Annotated in this window: 15 protein-coding genes; 9 read left to right on the top strand and 6 right to left on the bottom strand. The window is 69.0% G+C overall.

Annotation, left to right across the window (positions count from 1 at the left end; all coding sequences use genetic code 11):
* Positions 1-7 precede the first annotated feature (7 nt).
* Genes VFG40_RS00095 through VFG40_RS00085 form a run of 3 tightly spaced genes read left to right on the top strand, consistent with a single transcriptional unit; the run spans position 8 to position 2,750 of the window.
* A complete protein-coding gene (locus VFG40_RS00095; RefSeq protein WP_324893591.1) occupies positions 8-958 on the top strand; it encodes a UDP-glucuronic acid decarboxylase family protein in 951 nt (316 codons plus the stop codon).
* On the top strand, positions 955-1,902 hold the full coding sequence (locus VFG40_RS00090; RefSeq protein WP_324893589.1) for a glycosyltransferase family 2 protein: 948 nt from the start codon (positions 955-957) through the stop codon (positions 1,900-1,902). Before VFG40_RS00095 ends, VFG40_RS00090 begins: the two co-directional genes overlap by 4 nt.
* Positions 1,902-2,750 (top strand): glycosyltransferase family 2 protein, encoded by an 849-nt coding sequence (locus VFG40_RS00085; protein ID WP_324893616.1) that lies wholly within the window; start codon positions 1,902-1,904, stop codon positions 2,748-2,750. Before VFG40_RS00090 ends, VFG40_RS00085 begins: the two co-directional genes overlap by 1 nt.
* Here VFG40_RS00085 and VFG40_RS00080 read toward each other — a convergent pair.
* The 6 genes from VFG40_RS00080 to def all read right to left on the bottom strand — a co-directional run bounded on the left by VFG40_RS00080 (position 2,733) and on the right by def (position 9,687).
* The gene (locus VFG40_RS00080) at positions 2,733-3,731 is read right to left on the bottom strand and encodes a glycosyltransferase family 4 protein (RefSeq protein ID WP_324893587.1); all 999 of its coding nucleotides are present in this window, start codon (positions 3,729-3,731) and stop codon (positions 2,733-2,735) included. The genes VFG40_RS00085 and VFG40_RS00080 overlap by 18 nt on opposite strands.
* A 6-nt stretch (positions 3,732-3,737) precedes the next feature.
* Positions 3,738-4,988, bottom strand: coding sequence for an O-antigen ligase family protein (locus tag VFG40_RS00075; RefSeq protein WP_324893585.1), 1,251 nt, complete (start codon positions 4,986-4,988; stop codon positions 3,738-3,740).
* A 138-nt stretch (positions 4,989-5,126) separates the two neighbouring features.
* The gene (locus tag VFG40_RS00070; RefSeq protein WP_324893583.1) at positions 5,127-6,854 is read right to left on the bottom strand and encodes an ArnT family glycosyltransferase; all 1,728 of its coding nucleotides are present in this window, start codon (positions 6,852-6,854) and stop codon (positions 5,127-5,129) included.
* An 84-nt stretch (positions 6,855-6,938) separates the two neighbouring features.
* Positions 6,939-8,240, bottom strand: a complete 1,302-nt coding sequence (rsmB, locus tag VFG40_RS00065; protein ID WP_324893581.1) for a 16S rRNA (cytosine(967)-C(5))-methyltransferase RsmB — start codon at positions 8,238-8,240, stop codon at positions 6,939-6,941.
* A complete protein-coding gene (fmt, locus tag VFG40_RS00060) occupies positions 8,237-9,163 on the bottom strand; it encodes a methionyl-tRNA formyltransferase (protein WP_324893614.1) in 927 nt (308 codons plus the stop codon). Before fmt ends, rsmB begins: the two co-directional genes overlap by 4 nt.
* A gap of 14 nt (positions 9,164-9,177) precedes the next feature.
* Positions 9,178-9,687, bottom strand: coding sequence for a peptide deformylase (gene def / locus VFG40_RS00055; protein WP_324893579.1), 510 nt, complete (start codon positions 9,685-9,687; stop codon positions 9,178-9,180).
* Between the two features lie 186 nt (positions 9,688-9,873).
* On the opposite strand from def, the gene VFG40_RS00050 reads away from it, so the two are divergent.
* From VFG40_RS00050 to purD, 6 genes are all read left to right on the top strand, one after another.
* Positions 9,874-11,001, top strand: a complete 1,128-nt coding sequence (locus VFG40_RS00050; RefSeq protein WP_324893577.1) for a LysM peptidoglycan-binding domain-containing protein — start codon at positions 9,874-9,876, stop codon at positions 10,999-11,001.
* A gap of 96 nt (positions 11,002-11,097) precedes the next feature.
* Positions 11,098-12,222, top strand: a complete 1,125-nt coding sequence (gene dprA / locus VFG40_RS00045) for a DNA-processing protein DprA (RefSeq protein WP_324893575.1) — start codon at positions 11,098-11,100, stop codon at positions 12,220-12,222.
* 122 nt (positions 12,223-12,344) lie between these two features.
* Positions 12,345-14,843 carry a DNA topoisomerase I gene (locus tag VFG40_RS00040; RefSeq protein WP_324893572.1) on the top strand — a complete coding sequence of 833 codons (2,499 nt, stop codon included), beginning with the start codon at positions 12,345-12,347 and terminating at the stop codon, positions 14,841-14,843.
* 4 nt (positions 14,844-14,847) lie between these two features.
* Entirely contained in the window at positions 14,848-15,417 is a 570-nt protein-coding gene (locus VFG40_RS00035) for an L-threonylcarbamoyladenylate synthase (protein ID WP_324893570.1), read from the top strand.
* Positions 15,418-15,576: 159 nt separating this feature from the next.
* The gene (locus tag VFG40_RS00030) at positions 15,577-16,947 is read left to right on the top strand and encodes an AMP-binding protein (protein ID WP_324893568.1); all 1,371 of its coding nucleotides are present in this window, start codon (positions 15,577-15,579) and stop codon (positions 16,945-16,947) included.
* Between the two features lie 177 nt (positions 16,948-17,124).
* Complete coding sequence (purD, locus tag VFG40_RS00025) at positions 17,125-18,408, top strand: phosphoribosylamine--glycine ligase (protein WP_324893566.1); 1,284 nt, start codon at positions 17,125-17,127, stop codon at positions 18,406-18,408.
* The last annotated feature ends 11 nt before the right edge of the window (positions 18,409-18,419 follow it).

Raw genomic sequence — 18,419 nt, 5'->3', positions numbered from 1 at the left:
GCCTCACATGCAACGCATCCTCGTCACCGGCGGCGCCGGGTTTCTGGGCTCGCACCTGTGCGATCGGTTGATCGACGCCGGACACGACGTGCTCTGCGCCGACAACTTCTTCACCGGCAGCAAGCGCAACGTGGCGCACCTGCTGGGACACCCCCGCTTCGAGCTGATGCGCCATGACGTGACGTTTCCGCTCTATGTCGAGGTCGACCGCATCTTCAACCTGGCGTGCCCGGCCTCGCCGGTGCATTACCAGCACGATCCGGTGCAGACCACCAAGACCTCGGTGCATGGCGCGATCAACATGCTCGGACTGGCCAAGCGGCTGGACGGCCGCATCCTGCAGGCCTCCACCAGCGAGGTGTATGGCGATCCGGAGGTGCATCCGCAGCGCGAGGACTACTGGGGACGGGTCAACCCGATCGGCTTCCGCAGCTGCTACGACGAGGGCAAGCGCTGCGCCGAGACGCTGTTCTTCGACTATCACCGCCAGCACGCGCTGGACATCAAGGTGGTGCGCATCTTCAACACCTACGGTCCGCGCATGCACCCACGCGACGGCCGCGTGGTCAGCAACTTCATCGTGCAGGCGCTCAAGGGCGAGGACATCACCCTGTACGGCGACGGCAGCCAGACGCGCAGCTTCTGCTACGTAGACGACCTGATCGAGGCGATGCTGCGAATGATGGATACCGAGCGTGGCTTCACCGGGCCGATCAATATCGGCAACCCGGTGGAGTTCACCATGCGCGAGCTGGCCGAGATGGTGGTGCGGCTGGTGGGCGGCGGCTCGAAGATGGTCTACCGGCCGCTGCCGGCGGACGACCCGCGCCAGCGCCAGCCGGACATCACGCTGGCGCGCGACAGGCTGGGTTGGGAGCCGGCCGTGTCGCTGGAGGATGGCCTGAAAGAAACGATCGCCTACTTTCGCTGGCTGTTCGCGCAGGACGACGGCGCATGAGCACGCCGGTGCGCTTTTCGGTGGTGGTCACCAACTACAACTACCGTGCGTTCGTGTGCGAGGCGGTGGATGGTGCGCTGGCGCAGACCCGTGAGGCACTGCAGGTGATCGTGGTGGACGACGGCTCCACCGACGGTTCGCCCGAGCTGCTCACCGAGCGCTATGGCAACGATCCACGGGTGACCCTGCTGCTGGGCGAGAACGGCGGCCAGCTCGCGGCATTCCGGCGCGGCCTGGCCCGGGTGCAGGGCGAGGTGGTGTGTTTCCTAGACGCCGACGATCTGTGGCAGTCGCACTACCTGGCGGGCCTGGGCGAAGTCTTCGACGCCCGCAATGACGTGGACTTCGTCTTCTCCGACCTGGAGCTGTTCGGCCAGCAGCACGCGCACATGCGCTATGCCGACCGCGCGCTGGACCTCGGCTATACCGCCGTCAGCACCTATCTGCTGATGCACTGGTACGGCGCACCCACCTCGGCACTGGCGCTACGCACCGCGTGGGCCCGGCGCACGCTCGACCTGCCCGATCAGCTGGACCTGTCCTGGCGCCTGTCGGCGGACAACTGCCTGGTGTTCGGCACCAGCGTGCTGGGCGGTCGCAAGTACTACCAGCCGACCGGCGCCGTGCGCTACCGCATCCACGGCAACAACGGCTGGTGGGGCAACCGCACCCCGGCCAACGAATACCTCAACCGCTTCCGCTCGCGCTGCCTGATCGAGCACTATGCCCGCACCATCGGGCTGGACGCGCGCTGCGTGGACTTTGCCAAGCAGGAGTTCAAGACCAAGCCGCTGCCGACCTGGCGCGAGGCGCGCCGTTACGCTGCCCTCGTGCGGCAGCGCCGGGGTTCGTGGTGGCGGGGGCTGGAGCGCGCGCTGGCGATCCTGTGGTCGGCCTGGCGGCGACGCCGGGAGCTGCCGGTGGAGTACAAGGGGCTGGCTTGATGCGCATCAGCGTGGCGGTGATCACCTACAACTGGCCGCAGGCGCTGCAGCTGGTGCTGCGTGCGCTGGCACGGCAGACCGAGCTGCCCTTCGAGGTGATCGTCACCGACGACGGTTCGCGCGAGGACACTCGCACCATGCTGTTGCAGCTGGCGCAGGACTACCCGACCCGGCTGGTGCATCTGTGGCAGCCCGACGATGGCGCCCGCATGAGCCGCGCACGCAACCGCGCCATCGCGGCAGCACAGGGCGACTACGTGATCCTGCTCGACGGCGACATGGTCGCCGAGCGCCATTTCGTCGCTGACCACCGCGTGTTCGCCCGCCCTGGCTGCTTCGTGCAGGGCTCGCGCGTGCTTACGGATCAAGCGCTGACCGCGCGCATGCTGGCGCACCAGCGCACGTCGCTCGGTTTCTTCGAGCGCGGCATCGAGCGGCGCCGCCACACCCTGCGCGTGCCCGCGCTGGCGCAACTCTACGCGCACGCCGGGCACCGCCAGCGGGGCATCAAGAGCTGCAACATGGGGTTCTGGCGCGACGACCTGCTGCGCCTGAACGGCTTCAACGAGGCGATGACCGGCTGGGGCCGCGAAGACACCGAGCTGGTCGCGCGTGCGTTCCATGCCGGGTTGCTGCGCCGCGACGTCCGCTTCAGCGCCCTCGCCTTCCACCTGTACCACCTCACCCGCAAGCAGCTGGTCGACAACCCCAACGACCGCATCCTCGCGGCGACCCGGCAGGCCCGCAGCGTGCGCTGTATCGACGGCGTGGCGCAGCACCTGACCGAATTTCCCCGGCCTCCCGCCGCCCTCGCGGCCGGCACGGCGGAACTACAGCAGCGTCCGTAGTGCGGCGTCCAGCCGCGCGGCGAAGGCGTGGTGGTTATCTTCGAACCAGCCCCGCGCGTTGGCGCTCATCGCCGCGATGTCTGCTTCCGGCATGTCGATCAGCCGCTGCATGGCCGCCTCCATCGCCTGCTCGTCGAACTCGTAGAGCTGCGCCATGTTGAACGCGCGGGTAGGCCGCGCCGCCACCAGCACACCCCGCTCCGGCCGCACCAGTTCGTTCATGGGTGGCGCATCGCAGGTCACCACGATTGCGCCGCAGCCCATTGCCTCGGCGATGTAGTGGCCCCAGCCTTCGGTCTCGGACAGGCAGACGTGGAACGCGTGCTCGTTCTGCAGCCGCTGCAGCTCCTCGCGGCTCAGGTACTCCACCCGATGGCGCACGTTGGCCGCGGTGGAGGCGGGCGAGCCGGCATGACCGTCGCCGGAACGCAGCACCAGCAGTTCGGGCCACTCGGGATGGCGTTCCCACAGCGCAATCAGCCGGCGCGTGCCCTTCATCGGACTGCCACCGGCCAGGTGCAGAAACCGGCGCTGCCTCGGCACCGCCGGCAGCCGGCTGTCCTCGCTGTCAAAACCGATCTGGATCGCCTGCTGCCCGCGTGCGGCGAACAGTTCGCGCGCATGGCGGGTCTTGCACAGGATGGCGTCGAAACGGGACAGGTAACGCTGGCTGCGCGGCGACAGCCACTCCGGGTTGGGCACCAGCAGGTTGATCCGTGCCAGCGCGAAGAACGCCGGGCGGACGTGCTCCAGCGCGATGTTCGCGTCGTACAGCGGCGCGGCCATGTCCCGGCGCAGCACGCGACGCACATGCATCACCAGCCGCAGCGCCAGGCCGAGCCAGCGGCCGTCGTTGCGCCGCGGACCCAGCCGGGTGATGTGCACGCGGTGGCCGAGGCCGGCCAGCGTGTGTGCCATCAACTCCAGGTCGTGGCTCAGGCCACGCCGGTTGTGCCAGGCGAGAAGTTGAATACGTGCCATGCCTGCTCAGCGGATCGGGACGGTGCGAACGCCGGTACGGCGGCCGATGTCCACCGCCAGGCCCAGCACCAGGAAGAGATACAGCGAGTGCGGCATTGCTCGATAAAACACGTTGTCGCTGAATGCGCACAAATCAAACATCGCCACGGCAGCGGCCGCGCCCGCGGCGGTGCGGCGGATCCCCTCGTCCGGGTCGGCCATGTGTTTCGCGAAAAACGTCAGCGGTACGCCCAGGAACAGCGCCAGTACCAGCAGTGCCGGCCAGCCGCCGGCCACCAGCGATTCGAAGTACTCGCTGTGCGGGTGCACGTAGCCGGCAATGGCCGCGCTGGCTTCGCCGCGGGCATGCGCGGCGCGCACGTAAGGGCCGAACTGGTCCAGCCCGAGGCCGGTGGACGGATGCGCGGTGAACACCCGCCACGACAGCCGCCACATCTCCAGCCGCTGGCCGATTGCGCCATGCGCGCGCCCGGGCACGAACGTCGCCAGCTCGTGCGGAACCGCGCGGAACCGCGCCAGCATCTCGCGCTGCATCGATGCGGTAACCGCCAGCATGGCCGTCGTGACCAGCGCCAGGGCGATTCCCGCGCAACGCCAGCGTCGCGACTGCCAGCCGTGCCACAGCAGCACCAGGGCGCACACCGGAGCAAACGCCAGCAAGGGGCCGCGGCTCTGGGTCAGCACCGCGCCGTAGAGTCCGAGCACGGCGGCCGCCGCATGGGCCGCGCGAGCGCGGCGGGAGAGATCGGACCGCAGCGCCTGCAGCAGCGACAGCAGCACCATGATCAGCAGATACATCGCGAACTCGATTGCCGCCCAGTCGCCCCCGTTGAGGCCGTAGGGGCGGTCGATGCCGCGCACGTATCGCTGCCAAAGGCATGCGGCGCCCAGCACCGCCGTGGCGACGCTGACCCCGAGGCCGAGGATCCGCCGGTCCAGCGGCAGCGCAAACACCGCCGCCACGGCCAGGAACGGAAGCGTCTGGCTGGGCAGGTCCAGCGGCGCCCAGCCGAGCCGGTGGCCCAATACATTGGCCACGTCGTACAGCAGGCGCAGCACGCAGGCAGCCACCACCCAGCGCGTCTGCCACCATGCGCGGCGCACATCCGCGCGCCGGACGAGCAGGGCCACGCCGGCCACCATCAGCACGGCCATCGGCAGCAGCTTGGCGCGCGAGGACAGCGCAAACCCCAGCGGGAGCGACGCGGCACACCACGAAAGCATCCAGGTCAGGCGCTCACTGGTGAGCGGGGGCACGGTCGTGCGGGGAACGGCAGGGCACATTTCCATGATGCTAACGAGAGTCCTTGTCCGGATCGGTCCGATCCGCATCCCTGGTGAAAGCGTGTTCATCTTCGACGTGACGCGACGCCCCGCGTGGGGCGGGCGAATGTGTCAGTCCGGCGAGTCGTCCGCAGCCTGGGCCGAGCCGGCCTGTGGCACGCAACCGGGCACCAGCGCATCGGCGCGGAACAGCCACCACTCGCGACGGTTGGCATGTCCAACGTAGGTCGCTTTGCTGCGGTTGACGCAGGTACCCATCGCCGTGTCGAGACTGAACAGCCAGCGTTGTCCGCGATCGGCCCGCAGCCAGGCGGAGGCGTCCGCGAACTGCTGCGGCCACGGCGCGAGGAAGCCGAATTCAGCCACCGGTCCCTGCGCCATCAGCAGGTTCTGTTCCTTCCAGGCGATCAGCCCGATCGGCGCCTGCGGCCCGGCGAGCACGCGCGCTCGCGCCATCACGTCCAGCGCCGAACGGTCGCCGTTGAGCAGGGGATAGCCCCACAGGCCGTAGACGCTCCACAGCACGGCGGCAAAAGCCAGCCATCCCTGCGGTGCGCGACGCAGGCGGGTGAACGCCGCGATCAGCAAACCGGCCAGGCCGATGGCGAGGAACAGCCACCAGATCTGTGGGTTCAGGCTCTGCTCCAGCCGCAGCGACCACTTCGGGTGACGCATCATGGCCAGCGCGCCGGCGAGCGCGAGCGCGCCACTCAGCGCAAGCGTGAGCGCGAACACCGCGGCACGCACGCCGCGCCGGCGCAGCAGTGCAGGCAGCAGCGGCGCCAGCGCCAAGGCGGTGATCGGCAGCGCGGGCAGGATGTAGACGTCGCGCTTGCCGGGGCTCAGCGAGAAGAACACCAGCACCAGCACGATCCAGCCCAGCGGAAGCAGGAAGCGCGCGTCGCGCCGCTTCAGCCGTCGCCACCACGCCGGCAGCGCCCACGGCAGCAGCAGCGACAGCGGCAGCCAGTCCACCGCGATGATGCCGAGGAAGTAGGCCGGCGAATGAATATGCCCGGGCGGCGTCGCGTAGCGGTGCACGGTCTGTCCGAACAGGATGTTCTGCACGTACTCGGCGTGCTGCGGGTCGCCATCTGCCCGCGCGATCAGCACCATCGGCACCAGCCAGGCCAGCACGGGCAGCAGGAACGCCAGCGCGCCCAGCGCCCAGCGTCCGGCATGGCCGTCGAACCGGGCCACGTGCCGCCAGCCGCGTCGGCGCGCGAACGCAAAAGGAATCAGCATCAGCAGCGCCAGCACGCCCACGCCCTTGGTCACCACGCCGACGCCGGCAAAGAAGCAGCCGATCCAGAACCAGCGCCAGGACGGCCCCAGCACCAGGTGGCGCAGCAGGCCGTAGTTGGCCAGCGTGATCCAGCCCAGCAGCAGCGGATCGATCTGCGCGTTGCGCATCTGGTAGGTGAAGTGGATGGTGACCAGCAGCGTGAGCGCGGCGAGCAGCCCGCTGCGGTGGTTCCACAGCCGGCGGCCCAGGTCGTAGGTCAGCGCCAGCGCGCCGAGCGCCGACAGCAGCGACGGCAGCAGGAAGGCCACGCGCCAGCTGCGGGTAACGCAGTACGCCAGCGCCTGCGTCCACATGAACACCGGCGGCTTGTCCGGGTAGAGCTCGTGCCCCCGATGCGGGAAAAGCCACTGGCCGTGTTCCACCATCCAGCGCGCGACCAGCGCGAAGCGCGGCTCGTCCGAAGGCCACGGATCGCGCATGCCGATGCCCACCCCCAGTACGAACAGCGCGAACAGGCCGCACCAGAGGAGCTCGGCGCGCGCGCTGGAAAGCCACAGCGGGCGGGCGCGGGGCGAAGGGGAGAGCGGGTTCACGACGCGGCGCGTTCCATCGGAAGTGGGGGGTGGATCGGCGGGGTAGGGACAAGCATAGCGGCGCCACGATCAGGCACGGCCGGCTCAGGGTTTTTTCTGCAGCACCGCGTAATACATGCCATCGAGGTCGCCGTCGCCCGGCAGGATCTGCCAGCCCACCGCGGCCGCCTGGCCGGCCGGCAGCGTGAACGACACCGCTTCGGCGTCTTCGTGGGCCGCGACCAGCTCGGCTACCACCGCCTCGTTCTCCGCGCGCAGCACCGAACAGGTGATGTAGACCAGTCGTCCACCGGGGGCCAGTAACGGCCACAGCGACGACACGATACGCCGCTGCTGCACGCCCATGGCGGTGATATCGCTCTCGCGCCGGTGCAGGCGCACGTCCGGGCGGCGGCGCAAGACGCCGGTGGCCGAGCACGGCGCATCGACGAGGATGCGGTCGAACGGCTGCTTCTTCCACGCCGCGGGCGGTGCACCGGCGTCGCCGACCACCACCTTGGCATCCAGCCGCAGGCGCATCAGGTTGTCGCGGATGCGCTCGGCGCGCCTGGCGTCGAACTCCAGCGCGGTGAGGTCGATGCGCGCGCGTTCGAGCAGGTGGCACGCCTTGCCGCCGGGGGCGGCGCATGCGTCGAGCACGCGCAGGCCGTCGCGCAGGTCGGCCAGGTCGGCGGCGACTTGCGCTGCGCCGTCCTGCACGGCGAAGGCGCCGTCGTCGAAACCGGGCAGGCGGGTCACGTCGGTGCTGTGCGGCAGCACCACGGCATCGGTCAGCCACGGGTGGGCATGGGCCTCGTGGCCGCCGGACTGCAATCGGGCGATGAAAGTCTCGCGCTCGGCACGCTGGCGGTTCACCCGCAGCATCAGTGGCGGCTCGCGGTTCTCGGCGGCCATCACCGCCTCGGCCTGTGCCGGCCAGTCGCGCTGCAGCGCCGCGGCCAGCCAGGCCGGATGCGCGTGGCGGGTGGTCGGTTCGGCATCGAGCCGTTCGATGTGCGTCGCACGCTCGCGCTGCCAGCGGCGCAGCACGGCGTTGACCATGCCAGCGAGCGCGGGCCGCTTGAGCGCGCGAGTGGCTTCCACCGTGGCGGCCACGGCGGCGTAGTCGCTGAGCTCGAGGACCTCCAGCTGCACCAGGCCCAGCACCAGCAGCGCGTGGATGGCCGGGTCCTTGTGCCGGATCGGCTTGGCCAGCATCGCGTCGACTGCCGCGTCGAAACGCAACCACCAGCGCGCGCCTTCGCTCAGCAGGGCCATCAGCAGGGCGCGATCGCGCGGGTCGGACAGTTTTGGTGCGCTGCGCTCCATCACCTCGCGCAGCGAGGCGCCGCGCAGGGCGACTTCGGCGAGGCCCCTCGCGGCGAGGGCGCGGGTGTCGGGCTTCATCGCGCGGTGCGCAGGTCGGGGCGGGCGTTGAGATAGTCCGCCGCGCCGATGCGCTTGCCGCCGGCACGCTGCAGAGCGGTCACGCGCAGCACGCCCTCGGCGCAGGCGATGTCGATGCCGTCGCGGCCGGCTGCCAGCACGCTACCCGGCGTAGCGTGATGCGCGACATCGAGCCCCCGCCCCGCCCATACCCGCACGGTTTCGCCGGCGATCGTCGCTTCGGCCACCGGCCACGGGTCGAACGCGCGCACCTGGCGCTCCAGCGCGATCGCCGTGCGGCCGAAATCCAGCCGTGCCTCGGCCTTGTCGAGTTTGTGCGCATAGGTCACGCCCGTGTCCGGCTGCGGCACGGGTACCAGTGCGTCGCCGGCGAGCACGTGCTGCAGACCTTCGGCCAGCACTTCCGCGCCGAGCTGCGACAGGCGGTCGTGCAGGCTGCCGCCGGTTTCTTCGGCGCGGATCGGCGTGCGCCGTTCGAGCAGCACCGGGCCGGTATCCAAGCCCGCTTCCATCTGCATCAGGTCGACGCCGCTCTCAGCGTCGCCGGCGAGAATCGCGCGCTGGATTGGGGCGGCACCGCGCCAGCGCGGCAGCAGACTGGCGTGCACGTTCCAGCAGCCGAGCCGCGGTAGGGCCAGCACCTTGCGCGGCAGGATGAGGCCATAGGCCACCACCACCATCAGGTCGGGCGCATACGCGGCCAGACGCTCGCGGGTGGCGGCGTCCTTCAGCGACTCTGGCTGCTCGACCGCGAGGCCGGCATCGAGCGCCGCCTGTTTCACCGGGCTGGGCGTGAGCTTGCGGCCGCGGCCGGCGGGGCGGTCTGGCTGGGTATAGACCGCCACCACCTCGGCGCCGCTGGCGCGGCAGGCGGCGAGGCAGGGAACGGAGAACTCGGGCGTGCCGGCGAAGACGATGCGCAGCGGGGTCGCCCCGCTCAAGCGCTGGCCGCCTGCTTGCGCTGCTTTTCCATGCGCTTGAGCAGCATGGTGCGCTTGAGCGCAGAGAGGTAGTCGACGAACACCTTGCCGTCCAGGTGATCCATCTCGTGCTGGATGCACACGGCCAGCGGGCCCTCGACCTCCAGCACCATTTCCTTGCCGTCCACGTCGTGCGCCTTCACCTTCACCTTCAGCGCGCGGGTCACGTCGGCGAAGATGCCGGGAAACGACAGGCACCCCTCCTGGTAGACCTGCGAGCCGGTCTTCTCCAGGATCTGCGGATTGATCAGCGCCAGCGGCTGGTCGCGCTCGTCGCTCATGTCGGCCACAAGGACCTGCTGGCTCACCGCCACCTGGGTGGCCGCCAGGCCTACGCCGTTGGCGGCGTACATCGTCTCGAACATGTCGGCGACGAACTGCTTCAATGCGGCGTCGAACACGCGCACCGGTTCGGCGCGAACGCGCAGGCGGGGATCGGGGAATTCAATGATGGAAAGTATCGACATGGGGCTCACCTTGCGCCGGAAATGCGGGCAAAGTGGCGAAACCCAGCCCGGACGCGATCTAGAATGGGGTTTATTGTACGTCGCCAAGCCCGTGTAAGGCAGACAGTTTTGTCCAATGTCTCCAGTTGCAAGGGTTAACGGTTCGGTTACACTCGCGCTTGCACCGGGGGAGGGGGATTCCCGCTTATGATGAAGAAGTCCATAGGGCTGCTGGCCGGCATGCTGGTTACGTTTGCCGTCTACGCCGCAGGTGCGCAGCTGCGTGCCAGCCATCCCGATACCTACACGGTCCGCCGCGGCGACACCCTGTGGGACATCTCGGCCAAGTTTCTCTCCAAGCCGTGGCTGTGGCCGGAGATCTGGCAGGCCAACCCGCAGGTGCGCAACCCGCATCTGATCTACCCCGGTGACGTGCTCAACCTGGCGTTCCTCAACGGTCCCACGCTCAAGCTCGAGCCCGGCGTGCATGCAGGCGAAGAGGCCGTGCCGGCGATTCCGCTCTCGGAGCTGCGCATGTTCCTCAAGGACATGCGGGTGATGAAATCCGAGGACGTGAGCTCCGCGCCCTACGTCGTGGGTTTCGAGGAGGCGCGCCTGCGTGGCGCCGTCGGCCAGAATCTCTACGTGCGGGGCCTCACGGCAGAGCCCGGACAGCGCTGGGCCATCGTGCGGCCCACGCACGTGTTCCGCGGTTTCGAGCAGGACGATCCGGCCGACGAAGATAACGAGCTGGTCGCCCATACGCTGGACAGCGATGCCTCGATGGTGCGAAGCCCCTGGTCGGAAGATTTCCGTGATGACGGACATTTCGGCCGCGGCGACGACCTGGGCGTGGAAGTGTCGGTCATCGGCACCGCCGAAACGCTGCGCACCGGCGATGTGTCGACCCTGCTGCTGCTGGACTCCACGCTGGAGATCCGCAAGGGTGACCGCGTGATGCCGGTCGACGACAGCCCGTACGATCCCTACTTCTATCCGCACGCACCGAAGTCGGTCCCGGCCAAGGCGCGCGTGATCGCGTTTGCCGACGCGCTTGACGCTGCTGGCAAGCGCCAGGTCGTGGCGCTCTCGGTGGGCGCGAAGGACGGCGTCGAGAACGGCCAGACCTACGCCGTGTGGCAGCCGGGCGAGACGATCGCCGATGATGTGGCCGGCAACAGCTGGCGTCGCGGCAGCTCCCCGCAGGTCACTTTGCCGGAGGAGTTTGCTGGCCACGTGATGGTGTTCCGCACCTTCGACCGGGTCAGCTACGGCCTCATCATGGACAGCCTGCGTCCGGTGAAGCGGGGCGATACCCTGCGCGCTCCGGAGTAAGGCGTTCATTCCTGCGGCGGCCGTCGGCATGCCCCCACACAACGGCGCGGTCTGACCGCGCCGTTGTCGTTTGCGCGCTGCGCTTAGACTCGCTCGATGAACGAGATGGACGATCTGCGCGCGTGGTTGATCGCCTTGCGTACGCCCGGGCTTGGCCCCGGCGGCCTGCGCGCATTACTGGCCGATACCGGCACGATCCACGCCGCATTGGCCAGCCTTCGTCGCCGTCCGACCAGCCCAGTTGCTGCGCAATGGCTGGCAGAGCCCGACGAGGCGCGCATCACGGCGGATCTCGAGTGGCTGGCGCAGCCGGGGCATCGCCTGTTGCGCTGTACCGATGAGGACTTCCCGCCGTTGCTGGACACGATCGCGCAGCCGCCGGCGGCCCTGTTCGTGGTCGGCGACGGCGCCCTGTTGCTGTATCCACAGGTGGCGATTGTCGGCGCCCGACGCGCCAGCCCGGGTGGCATGGCCAATGCGCAATCGTTCGCACGTGCGTTGGCAGCGGCGGGACTGGTAGTCACCAGCGGCATGGCCGATGGTATCGACGGCGCCGCGCACGCTGCCGCGCTCGAGGGTGGCAGGCCCACGGTGGCCGTGGTCGGCACCGGGCCCGACAGGGTCTATCCGCGCAAGCACCACGCGCTGGCGAAGCGCATCGCGGCCGGTGGCGTGATGGTCAGCGAGTTTCCACCGGGTACGGCGGCGCGGGCCGATCATTTTCCGCGCCGAAACCGTATCATCTCGGGCCTCGCGCTCGGCACGCTGGTGATCGAAGCGGGTCTCAAGTCCGGATCGCTGATCACCGCGCGCCTTGCCGGCGAGCAGGGGCGCGAGGTGTTTGCGTTGCCCGGCTCGATCCACAACCCGCTGGCTCACGGTTGCCATCGCCTGATTCGCGACGGGGTGAGGCTGGTGGAACACGCGGACGAAGTGGTCGAGGCACTGGCCCCGGCCGCACGCGCGCTCGGCGCGGAGCTGGCGCAGCGATTGGCCGGCACCGCGAACACGGCAGGCGACGACGCGGTTGGCGCGCCGCACGCCGATCCGCGGTTCGGCCGGCTTCTGCAGGCCCTGGGACACGATCCGACGTCGCTGGATGAGCTCGTCAATCGCACCGGCGAGCCGGCCGGCGAGCTCTGCTCGATGTTGCTGATGCTGGAGCTCGAGGGGCGTGTCGGCGCATTGGCGGGCAACTGCTACCAGCGGCTGGCAGGCTGACAGGCCGCCCTGCGCCGCACTTTCGCGCGATCCAGCTTGACAGTCGTCGCGGCAACGTGGCTCAACTAGATATATATGCCCGTCGCACGGTGACGGTGATCCGCTTTGGAAAATACAGCCACATGGCAAAAAACCTGCTTATCGTCGAGTCGCCTGCCAAGGCCAAGACGATCAACAAATACCTCGGCAAGGACTTCCAGGTCCTCGCTTCCTACGGCCACGTGCGCGACCTGAAGCCGAAGGAGGGTGCGGTCGATCCCGAGCACGATTTCGCCATGAAGTACGAGGTGATCGAGCGCAACGAAAAACACGTCGATGCGATCGCCAAGGCGGCCAAGGCAGCGGACGATATCTATCTGGCAACCGACTTGGATCGCGAGGGCGAGGCGATCAGCTGGCACATCAGCGAGATTCTCAAGGAGCGCGGCCTGACCGATGGCAAGCGCATGCACCGGGTGGTGTTTTCCGAGATCACGCCCAAGGCAATCCAGGCCGCCGTCGCCGCACCGCGCCAGCTGTCGCATGACATGGTGGATGCCCAGCAGGCGCGTCGCGCGCTGGACTATCTGGTCGGTTTCAACCTCTCTCCGGTGCTGTGGCGCAAGGTGCAGCGCGGGCTGTCGGCGGGCCGCGTGCAGAGCCCGGCACTGCGGATGATCGTGGAGCGCGAGGAGGAGATCGAGGCGTTCGTACCGCGCGAGTACTGGACGATCGAAGCACGGCTCAAGCACGCCGACGGCGACTTCAGCGCCCGGCTGACTCGCCTGCACGGCAAGAAATTTGAACAGTTCGACCTCACCAACGAGAACGACGCGATGACCGCGCGTGCGGCGCTGAAGGCGGCCGCACGCGGGCAGTTCACGGTCAGCGACGTTGGCTCCAAGGAGCGCAAGCGCCGCCCTGCCGCCCCGTTCACCACCTCCACCTTGCAGCAGGAGGCGGCGCGCAAGCTGGGTTTTTCCACCAGCCGCACGATGAAGGTCGCGCAGGGGCTGTACGAGGGCGTGGCACTGGGCAGCGAGGGCAACGTCGGCCTGATTACCTACATGCGTACCGACTCGACCATGCTCGGCGAAGACGCCGTGACCGAGCTGCGCCAGGTGATCGCCCGCGACTTCGGCGACAAGGCCTTGCCGGATGCGGTGCAGGTGTACAAGACCAAGTCCAAGAATGCGCAGGAAGCGCATGAGGCGATCCGCCCGACCTCCGCCCTGCGCCGCCCGCGCGAGGTGTCCAGCTTCCTCAATGACGAGCAGCGCAAGCTGTACGAGCTGATCTGGAAGCGCACCGTCGCCTGCCAGATGATCCACGCCACGCTCAACACCGTTTCGGTGGAGTTTGCGCTTGAGGGCGTCGTCGGCGGGGACGCCTCGTTCCGTTCCACCGGCACCACCGTGATCGACCCCGGGTTCCTCGCCGTGTACGAGGAAGGGCGCGACCAGAAGGCCGCCGAGGATGACGACGAGGGCCGTCGCCTGCCCCGGCTGGTCGCTGGGGAAGTGGTGCCGCTGGAGGACATCGACGCCGACCAGCATTTCACCGAGCCGCCGCCGCGCTACTCCGAAGCGAGCCTGGTCAAGACGCTGGAAGAGCACGGCATCGGCCGCCCCTCGACCTACGCCAGCATCATCCAGGTGTTGCTCAACCGCGAGTACGTGCTGCTCGACGCGCGACGCTTCAAGCCGACCGACGTCGGCCGTGCCGTGGGCAAGTTCCTGGTCCAGCACTTCACCCGCTACGTCGATTACGACTTCACCGCCAAGCTCGAGGACGAGCTCGATGCGGTGAGCCGCGGCGAGGAGGCGTGGGTGCCGCTGATGGAGCGGTTCTGGCAGCCGTTCAAGCAGCAGGTGGACGAGAAGACCGAGTCGGTCGACCGCAGCGAGGCGACCGGCGCGCGCGAGCTCGGCGCCGACCCCAAGAGCGGCAAGCCGGTCTCGGTGCGGCTGGGCCGCTACGGGCCGTACGCGCAGATCGGCGACAAGGACACCGACGAAAAGCTGCAGTTCGCCAGCCTGCGTCCGGGCCAGAGCATGCACACGATCACGCTGGAGCAGGCGATCGAGCTGTTCAAGCTGCCGCGCAAGCTCGGCCAGGCCGAGAACGGCGACGAGGTCAGCGTGGGCGTGGGCCGCTTCGGCGCGTTCGTCAAGCAGGGCAGCACCTATGCCTCGCTCAAGCCCGAAGACGACCCGTACACCATCGAGCTGCCGCGCGCGTTGCAGATCGTGACGGAGAAGCTGGAGATGCTCGCCAACCGGATCATCCTGGACTTCGGCAACGGCGTGCAGGTGCTCAATGGCCGCTACGGCGCCTACATCACCGACGGCGAGAAGAACGCGCGCATCCCGAAGGAGCAGGAGCCGAAGGAGCTGACCGAGGCGCAGTGCCTGGAGCTGCTGGCAGCGGCCCCGGTCAAGAAGGGTCGCTTCGGCAAGAAGGCCGCCGGCAAGAAGACCGCCGCGAAGAAAGAGCCTGCGGCGAAGAAGGCGGCCACCAAGAAGGTCGCCGCCAAGAAAACCGCCAGCAAGAAAACCGCGGCGAAGAAAACCGCTGCAAAAAAGACCGCCGCCAAGAAGGCTGCGCCACGCAAGTCAGCCAGCAAGCCCGCGGCAGGCTGAGCACTTGCTGCATCGCTACGGCGCCAGCGAAACCGAAGGGGCTGCCGCGCTGCTGCGGGCCGGCGGCGTGCTGGCGTATCCCGACGAGAGCTTTGTCCTTGGTTGCGATCCGCAGGATCTGGCGGCGTTCGAGCGTGTTCGTGCCCTCAAGCAACGGCCCGCGGAGCTCGGGATGCTGCTGATCGCGGGGGAATTCGCACAGCTCGAGCGTTACCTCGCGCTGGATGGGCTGCCTGAAGCGCGGCTGCGCGAGGTGCTCGCGAGTTGGCCCGGTGCATCCGTCTGGGTGATGCCGCGTTCGGCCGCCGCACCGTCCTGGCTGGTCGGCGCACAGGAGGGGGTGGCCGTATGCGTGACCGCCTGCGAGCCCGCCGCCGCGCTCTGCCAGGCATTTGGCGGCGCCATCGCGTCGACCAGCGCAAACCCGCACGGCCAGGCGCCGGCGCGTACGCCACAGGAAGTGATTGCCTACTTCGGTGAGGCGCTGGACGGGCTGCTGGCCGCGCCGCTCGCCGGCGACGGTCCGCCAGCCACCATCCGCGACGCGCTCAGCGGCGCTATCATCCGCTGCTAGATCGCCCGCAGGGGCGCCCGGACTGCACCGAATCAACGGCGTGGTCGGGGTGAGGTGGGCACGCGCAAGCGCTTCACGCTATTCAGGCAGGCTTCGGCCGGCGTGGTCATGCTGCGCCGACAGCGCCTGGACAAGGCTCGGAATGCGGGGTTGAACGGGTTGGCTACAGTTTTCGAAACGCAACAGCGCCCCGTGGCGGAGACGCTCCCGCTGCTGGCCGGCGACTCCCCGGCCCGCGTGGTGGCGTGGCGCCACGGGGTACCGGTCGACGCGGCACAGTTCCTGGCCGATGTGCAGCTTGTGGCGGCGCAGCTGCCCGGCGCATCGACCGCAGTGAACCTGTGCGAGGACCGTTACGCGTTCCTGGTCGCCTTCAGCGCGATCGCGTGGCGTGGCCAGACCAACCTGCTGCCCTCGTCGCGTGCACCCCGCGCCATTGACGAGGTGATGGCGGCGCATCCGGGTTGCTACGCGCTGGGCGACCAGGCGCTCGCACTGGCGCCACCGCACTACCAGCGGTTGCCCGATCTGCCCGCGCGCGGGGACCGCACGCTCGCGGCGTGGCCGGAGCTCGGTGCCGACCAGGTCGTGGCGATCGGCTACACCTCCGGCTCGACCGGCCAGCCGGCCGCGCATGTGAAGACGTGGCGCAGCTTCCACGCCAGCAATGCCGGCAACCTCCGGATGCTGCGCCAGTACGTGACCGAGCCGTTCCACGTGGTGGCCACGGTGCCGCCGCAGCACATGTACGGGATGGAGACCTCGGTCGTGTTGCCGCTGCTGGGCAACGTCGCGGTATGCGGCGGGCGGCCTTTCTTCCCCGCCGATGTCGCCGCCGCGCTCGCCGCAGTGCCTGCACCGCGGGTGCTGGTGACCACCCCGGTGCATCTGCGCGCGGTGGTGGAGTCGGGCGTGGCGTTGCCACCGCTTGCTGCGATCCTCTCGGCCACCGCGCCGATGCCGCTGGACCTGGCCGTCCAGGCCGAGCAGCGCTACGGCGCGCCGTTGCTCGAAGTGTTCGGCTCCACCGAAACGTGCGTGTTCGCCAGTCGCCGCCCGGCCGTCGACGAACGCTGGCAGCTCTACGATGGCGTCACGCTGCAGCCACAGCCGGACGGCACCCAGGTGCACGCACCGCAGTTGTCGATGCCGGTGGCGCTGGCCGATCTGGTGACCCTGCATGACGAGGGCCGCACCTTTCGCCTGTGCGGACGCCATGCAGACATGCTCGAGATTGCCGGCAAGCGCGCCTCGCTGGCGGACCTCACCCGCCGCCTGCTGGCGATACCCGGTGTGCAGGACGCCGTCGTGCTGCAGCTGGACGAGGCCGACGCTTCCGGCGTGCGCCGCGTGGCCGCACTGGCCGTCGCGCCGGGTCTGGGCGAGGCGCAGATCCTCGACGCGCTGCGTAACGCCGTCGACCCACTGTTCCTGCCACGGCCGCTGCGGCTGGTCGCCACGCTGCCGCGCAACGAGACCGGCAAGCTGCCGCGCGGTGCCCTGCTGGAACTGCTCGCCAGCCGCGACTGATCCTGTTCGTGCCCGATGCGCTCTTGCCCGAAGGCGGGGCACGCACGGGCTGCGCCCGCGCAACCGCCGAGGATCGCCGCCGAGCGGATCGCCGACGCATGGTCCTGAAGGGGCGCGACGCCTGCCGTTACAATGCGCGCCTGCGCCCCGGGCGCATCGGGCATTTCGGAGCGTGGCATGAAGATTCTGGTCATCGGCAACGGCGGGCGTGAACACGCGCTGGCGTGGAAGCTCAAGCAGTCGCCGCGGGTCGACGAGGTGATCGTGGCGCCGGGCAATGCGGGTACGGCGCGCGAACGCGGCGTGCGCAACGCGAACGTCGCGGCAAGCGACATCCCCGGTCTGCTGGCCCTGGCCAAGGCCGAGAAAATCGGCCTGACCGTGGTCGGCCCGGAGGTTCCGCTGGTGGCCGGCGTGGTCGACAAGTTCCGCGCCGCGGGACTGCGTATCTTCGGCCCGCGCGCGATCGCGGCGCAGCTAGAAGGCTCCAAGGCGTTCGCCAAGGATTTCCTGCTTCGCCACAACATTCCTACCGCACGCTACGCCGTGTTCACCGACTTGAACCGCGCCCTCGCCTACGTGCGCGAGCACGGCGCGCCGATCGTGATCAAGGCCGACGGCCTGGCCGCCGGCAAGGGCGTGGTGGTGGCGCTGACCCTCGCCGACGCCGAGCAGGCGCTGCACGACATGCTCGGCGGGCATGCGTTCGGTGAGGCCTCGGCGCGGGTGGTTATCGAGGAGTTCCTCGAAGGCGAGGAGGCCAGCTACATCGTCATGAGCGACGGCAGTCACGCGCTGCCGATGGCCTCGAGCCAGGACCACAAGCGCCGCGACGACAATGATCTTGGTCCCAATACCGGCGGCATGGGGGCGTATTCGCCCGCGCCGGTGGTCACGCCCGAGGTGGAGCAGCGCATCCTCAGGCAGGTGATCGAGCCGACCCTGCGCGGCATGGCCAGCGAAGGCGCGCCCTTCATGGGATTCCTTTACGCGGGGCTGATGATCGATCGTAGCGGCAACCCCAAGGTGATCGAGTTCAACGTCCGCTTCGGCGATCCGGAGACGCAGCCGATCATGCTGCGGCTGAAATCGGACCTGGTGGAACTGATCGAGGCCGCACTGGACGGCGAGCTGCATCACACCAGGGCGCATTGGGACCCGCGCCCTTCGTTGGGCGTGGTAATGGCGGCGGGCGGCTATCCCGGCAAGGTCGGCAGCGGCCATGTGATCGAGGGCCTTGACCTGCCGCTTCCGCCGGAAGCAAAGGTGTTCCACGCAGGCACGACGCTCGATCCGCAAGGTCGCGCCGTGACCGCCGGCGGGCGCGTGCTCACCGTCTGCGCGCTGGGTAAAGACATCGCCTGCGCGCGGGAAAGCGCGTACGCGGCGGCGGCGAAGATCCGCTTCGATGGGGCCTTCTACCGTCGCGATATCGCACACCGGGCGCTGCATCGGCGCTGACGCCGCGGCAC

The sequence above is a fragment of the Dyella sp. genome (assembly GCF_035685805.1).
Classification (GTDB): domain Bacteria; phylum Pseudomonadota; class Gammaproteobacteria; order Xanthomonadales; family Rhodanobacteraceae; genus Dyella_A.
Note: the sequence above shows the minus strand (reverse complement) of the source record. Positions and strands in the feature narration are given on the sequence as shown.